5 protein-coding genes are annotated in these 5,972 nt (G+C 38.6%); all 5 read right to left on the reverse strand.

What is annotated here, in order from left to right; genetic code table 11:
• The coding region (locus tag AACZ30_RS12450; protein ID WP_339649701.1) for a YifB family Mg chelatase-like AAA ATPase at positions 1–1,412 on the reverse strand (1,412 nt) is incomplete at its 3' end.
• A 47-nt stretch (positions 1,413–1,459) separates the two neighbouring features.
• Positions 1,460–2,320 carry an N-acetylglucosamine kinase gene (locus tag AACZ30_RS12455; RefSeq protein ID WP_075326388.1) on the reverse strand — a complete coding sequence of 287 codons (861 nt, stop codon included), beginning with the start codon at positions 2,318–2,320 and terminating at the stop codon, positions 1,460–1,462.
• Positions 2,321–2,417: 97 nt separating this feature from the next.
• Complete coding sequence (gene gap / locus AACZ30_RS12460) at positions 2,418–3,416, reverse strand: type I glyceraldehyde-3-phosphate dehydrogenase (protein ID WP_075326386.1); 999 nt, start codon at positions 3,414–3,416, stop codon at positions 2,418–2,420.
• Positions 3,417–3,434: 18 nt separating this feature from the next.
• Complete coding sequence (gene pfkA / locus AACZ30_RS12465) at positions 3,435–4,421, reverse strand: 6-phosphofructokinase (protein ID WP_075326385.1); 987 nt, start codon at positions 4,419–4,421, stop codon at positions 3,435–3,437.
• Positions 4,422–4,545: 124 nt separating this feature from the next.
• Positions 4,546–5,970, reverse strand: coding sequence for an alpha-amylase family glycosyl hydrolase (locus AACZ30_RS12470; RefSeq protein WP_339649705.1), 1,425 nt, complete (start codon positions 5,968–5,970; stop codon positions 4,546–4,548).
• Positions 5,971–5,972 lie beyond the last annotated feature (2 nt).

Here is a 5,972-nt window from a genome sequence, read left to right on the forward strand (position 1 = left end):
GCGCGAGCAGAAAGATTTAAACGCTCCATTGCGGTTTTAAGCAAAGCTTTTGAAGCATCATCTAGCGCACAAAATTTTCGGATTTGGCGTACACTCATTTGTGCATTGTAGTGCACTGAATCAGATTCTTTAAAACGTTCGGTTTGAAATTGGCGCGCCTGAGTCACTCTTTTCCTAATTTCAACACTGCTTTCCCCACGGCGTTCTTCACTTAATTTTTCAAATGGAACGGGAGTCACTTCAATATGTATGTCTATCCTGTCTAATAAAGGGCCGCTAATTTTACTTAAATAGCGTTGCATTTCTGCCGGGGAAGAAGTTGCAGGCGCATCGGGATCGTTAAAATATCCGCTTGGACTGGGATTCATACTCGCCACCAGCATAAAGCTAGAAGGATAAGTTACCGTAAATTTAGCTCTGGAAATCGTTACTTCCCGATCTTCCAACGGTTGACGCATTACCTCTAAAACGCCGCGTTTAAATTCTGGTAATTCATCTAAAAATAAGACGCCATTATGTGATAAAGAAATTTCTCCCGGTTGCGGATACGCTCCACCGCCGACAAGTGCTACGTCCGAAATCGTGTGATGAGGACTTCTAAAAGGCCTTTGAGACATTAAACCCACGTGCTCTTTAACACGCCCAACCACACTATGAATTTTAGTAGTTTCCAGGGCTTCATGTAAAGTCATTGGTGGTAAAATACTGGGCAGGCGTTTTGCCAGCATCGTTTTCCCGGCTCCCGGCGGACCAATTAAAATAATATTATGACCGCCCGCTGCGGCAATTTCCATACAGCGTTTTATAGATTCCTGGCCTTTAACATCGGCAAAATCGTGTTCGGGATGATCCAGGTTTTTGTAGAATTCTTCGCGGGTATTAATTATGGTTCGCTCTAAAGCTTCATCTTTATCAAAAAAGTTGATTACTTCTGTGATATTTTCCACGCCATAAACTTCAAGTCCGCTAACTATGGCGGCTTCTTTGGCATTTTGCTTCGGAAGTATAAATCCTTTAAAACCTTCTTCTTTGGCTTTAATAGCAATGGGTAAGGCGCCCTTTATGGGTTGCAAGCTTCCGTCTAGCGAAAGCTCACCCATAATTATATATTCTGAAATATTTTCTGCTTTAATTTGGCCTGAAGCGGCCAGAATCCCGAGGCTTAAACTAAGATCGTAAGCCGAACCTTCTTTTCTAAGGTCGGCCGGCGCCATATTGACGATGATCTTTTTACCCGGAAACTTATAGCCGTTATTTTGTAGCGCGGCTGCAATTCTAAAACTGCTTTCCCTAACCGCATTATCTGGAAGACCAACTAAATGATATCCAATACCGGTTGCTACATTTACCTCTATAGTAATTGTAGTTGCCTCTACCCCAAAGACGGCACTTCCATAAACTTTTATAAGCATTTAAGTGTAAATTTCTTAAATGTACTAAAATTTATGAAAAACTGTAATTAATTAGGAGCAAGCACTTCTTTTCTATAGTATTCTATTAATGCATCAATAGGTCTACGTACAATATTCCCAATTTCTATTCCGTAAGGTTGGGCTACTGCACGAATAATATCTTCACTAAAGTAAGCGATGGTACCAATAAAATGCACAGGCGTATTTTGGGCTTGTTTGTAGCACATTACACGGGAATGCATAAAATCTGTAATTCCTTCGTGTACTAATTTGTAGAAATAACCATTACGTTCGTTAGAAAAAATAAATTCAGCAAAAGAAGCGAGGTAAGTATTTGGGTTCTCTCTACGATAGAGATTTTTCTTAATCTCATCTGACTCCATATTGTATAACTTACCAAATTCTTCAGCAAGTTCTGGAGGCATTCTTTTGTAATAATAATCTCTAATTAGTCTTTTTCCGAAGTAATTTCCACTGGCTTCATCCATAAGAATATAACCAAGAGAGTGCACGGCCTGGTGAATATCCTTGCCGTCAAAGTAACAACTATTAGAACCTGTACCAAGAATACATACAATACCAGGCTCTGTAGTGGCGGCGTAAACCGCAGCTACCATATCTTCCAGGATTATAACTTCTTCTACATTTGTAAAGAAATTGGTAAAAATTCCTTCCAATAATTTTTTAGGCGTTTCGGTACCACAACCGGCGCCGTAAAAATGCACGCGTTCTACTTTATCTTTTACTTCTTTTAATTCGGCATTTTCTTCAATACGTTGTTCCAGTACTCCCTCGGGAAATACTGCCGGATTTAATCCTTTGGTGCGGGTTCTAAGTAATTCTTCTCCCGTTGCACTAAGTAAAATCCAATCACATTTTGTAGAGCCACCGTCCGCTATTAATATCATGTGTGTGTGAATATGGTTTAATTAAAAAGCCTGAGGAAAGGGCTAAAGATTAAAAAATAACCTAAGCGTAGCTTTCTTCAGGCTCTAAAATAAAATATTAAATTGAATTAACGTGTGCCGCTAAATCCAAAAGTTTGGCAGAATAACCATATTCGTTATCATACCATGCGATTAATTTGAAAAAATTATCGTTAAGTGCGATTCCTGCATCGGCATCAAAATTACAAGTGTGCGCGTCTGATACGTAATCCTGAGAAACCACGGCATCGTCAGTATAAGAAATCACTCCTTTGTAAGCTCCTTCAGAAGCTTTTTTGAATGCAGCTTTTACATCTTCGTAGCTCACAGACTTGTCTGTCTTAACCGTAAGGTCTACTACAGAAACATCTGCGGTTGGTACTCTAAAAGCCATCCCGGTAAGTTTCCCGTCTAGTTTAGGAATTACTTTCCCTACAGCAACGGCTGCACCGGTTGAAGATGGAATAATATTCATAAGTGCACTTCTACCACCTCTAAAATCTTTTGCTGATGGTCCATCTACAGTTAACTGGGTAGCTGTAGTTGCGTGAACTGTTGTCATTAAACCTTCTACAAGACCAAACTCATCGTCTATTACTTTTGCAAGTGGAGCAAGACAGTTTGTAGTACAGGAAGCGTTAGAAACAATTGTATCTTCTGGTTTAACATCTTTATGGTTAACACCCATTACAAACATAGGTGCGGTTTTAGATGGTGCAGAAATAACTACTTTCTTAGCACCGGCATCAATATGCGCCTGCGCAGAGTCTTTTTCTTTAAAGATACCTGTACAGTCAATCACAACATCTACCCCTACATCGTTCCATTTAAGGTCTGCAGGATTTTTTTCTGCTGTAATACGAATGGTATTTCCATTCACTACAAGGTTTCCGTCTTTAACAGAAACATCTCCTTTAAATCTACCGTGAACAGAATCATATTTTAGCAAGTAAGCTAAATGATCTACATCAAGTAAATCGTTGATTGCTACAACTTCTACATTATCTTTTTCAGCCGCAATTCTAAACGCGATACGTCCTATTCGGCCAAAACCATTAATTCCAATTTTTGTACTCATAATTTAAATTTTAAAAATTTACACTGAAGTGATGTTTGCCACCCTTCTTAATTCCTGATCAAATTCCCTGTCTTCTTTTAAAGCAGTTTCCAAAGGCACGTGAACCACTTTTTGGTGATGCACGCCTAACATGATATTGGTTTTACCATCGGTTAATGCTTCAACCGCACCAACACCAAGCTTACTGGCCAGAACACGATCAAAACAACTTGGAGAACCTCCTCTTTGAATATGACCCAATACAGAGACTTTAATGTCATATTCTTCGTGGCTTTGCGAAATAAATTCAGCTAACTGAAAAATATTCTTTCCGCTCTTTTCACCTTCAGCCACCACGATAATGCTGGAAGTTTTTCCGGATTTTTTACTTTTTTCCAAAGAATCCATCATTCGTTGAATTCCCTGGTCTTCTTCCGGCAATAATATTTCTTCGGCTCCTGCACCAATACCACTATTTAAAGCAATATCACCTGCATCCCGACCCATAACTTCAATTAAGAATAATCGGTTATGAGAACTCGCGGTATCCCGAATTTTATCTATGGCTTCCACTACCGTATTTAAAGCGGTGTCGTAACCAAGTGTATAATCGGTACCGTTAATATCGTTATCTATAGTTGCGGGAATTCCCACAATTGGAAAATTAAACTCGTTGCTAAAATAAAGGCCTCCGGTAAAAGTTCCATCTCCACCAATCGCAACCAAAGCATCTATACCGGCATCGGTAAGATTTTTATGAGCTTTTGCCCTTCCTTCTTTAGTTTTAAATTCTTCAGATCGGGAAGATTTTAAAAATGTACCTCCTTTATTAATGATGTTTCTAACAGATCTTGCGTTAAGTGGTTCAAAATCTGCTTCTATAAGTCCCTGAAACCCGCGGTAAACACCCACACATTCCAGGTTATAATATGAACAGGATCTAACAACCGCCCTTATAGCGGCGTTCATTCCGGGTGCATCACCCCCAGAAGTTAAGACTGCAATTTTATTAATTTTTTTCGCCATTAGGCCAAATCTATTTTAATTCTACAATATAACCTAATTTCCTAAAAAACTAAAACGTTTTCGGTTAATAACTAACAAAAACAGCCCTTTCGAGAGGGCTGTTTTTAGTTTTTTAGTAAATTTATTACTTATTTATTAAGATAAAGTACTGCCAGGGTTCCAGATCTATATTTTTATCTTCTGAAATCTCTAAGCTTTCTCCAGATAAATAATCTTCAAAACTTCCGTTTAACTGAATGCTGAAGCTAGTATTTTTATCGCTCATATTGGCAATATAAAATAACTTAGCTCCATCTTTTTCCCTTTTAAAAGCTAAAACTTTTTCTTCTTCTGAAGTTTCTATATTTTCATAAGAAGCAGCTTCCTTTGCACCGTGCAGGGCTTTGTTTTCGTTTTTCAATTTTCCAAGTTTTTCCAGTAAAGGCCAAACTTTTCCTTTTTCCTTCGGAATAGTATCTTTTTCAAAAAATAAAAGTCTTTTATCCATATCATATTCCTGCCCACTGTATATTAATGGCATTCCAGGTAAAGTATAAGTAAGTGCCATCATAGCTTCTGAAGCATCTCCCATTCTCTCTTTCACGGTTCCGTTCCAGGAATTCTCATCGTGGTTGGTAACAAAATTCATCAAATAATCATCTTCCTGGTAAGTGGAATCTATTTTCTGCATATAAGCATCCCAGTCTTTGGCAGTTTTCTTACCCTGTGCCATTTCATTCATAATATGGTGACCTTCCCAGTTGTAACCCATATCAAAAGCATTTTCAAAAAGATCCTTGTCCTCTGACTCTGCTAGCATGAAAATCGGCTTAATTTCCTCTAATTGCGGAACAATGCTTTCCCAGAATTCAGTTGGTACTTCCCCGGCTACATCGGCTCTAAAACCATCAATATTATATTCTTCTACCCAAAACCTCATTTCTTCCCCCATAGCTTTATGAAGCTCTTTGTTCTCAAAATTTAAATGAGCAACATCTGTCCAGCCCCAGGATTCCCCTGTTGCAGGATTTATAGGATCGGTAACTTCACCTTTTTCATTTTTATGGTAAAATTCAGGTTTTTCCTCTATCCATTTATGATCCCAACCGGTGTGGTTAGCCACCCAATCCAGGATTACATACATATCGTTTTCGTGAGCGGTTTCTACCAGTTTTTCAAAATCTTCAAAGTTCCCGAATTCAGGGTTTACATCGGTATAATCTGAAATCGCATAATAGCTTCCAAGATATTTCTCTCTTTCTTCCGGATCCTCAATATCTTCTACTGAAAGATCTCCGGTTGCTTTTCTATTTTTCATAGAAATCGGGTAAATTGGCATTAACCAGATCACTTTCACACCCAGTTCCTTTAACTGCGGAATATCTTTGGTAAAGGCATTAAAGGTTCCTTCCGGTGAATACTGGCGAATATTTGCTTCGTAAATCACCGCCGACTCTAAAGCGTCATTAGAAACCGGTGCGATTGCCTGTTCTTTTTCTTTTTGTTCTGGCTGCTCTTGTTTTTCATTTTCCTTACAGGAAAATAAGGCCGTAAAAGCCAGCAGCATTATTA

It is taken from the genome of uncultured Salegentibacter sp. (assembly GCF_963972535.1).
GTDB lineage: Bacteria > Bacteroidota > Bacteroidia > Flavobacteriales > Flavobacteriaceae > Salegentibacter.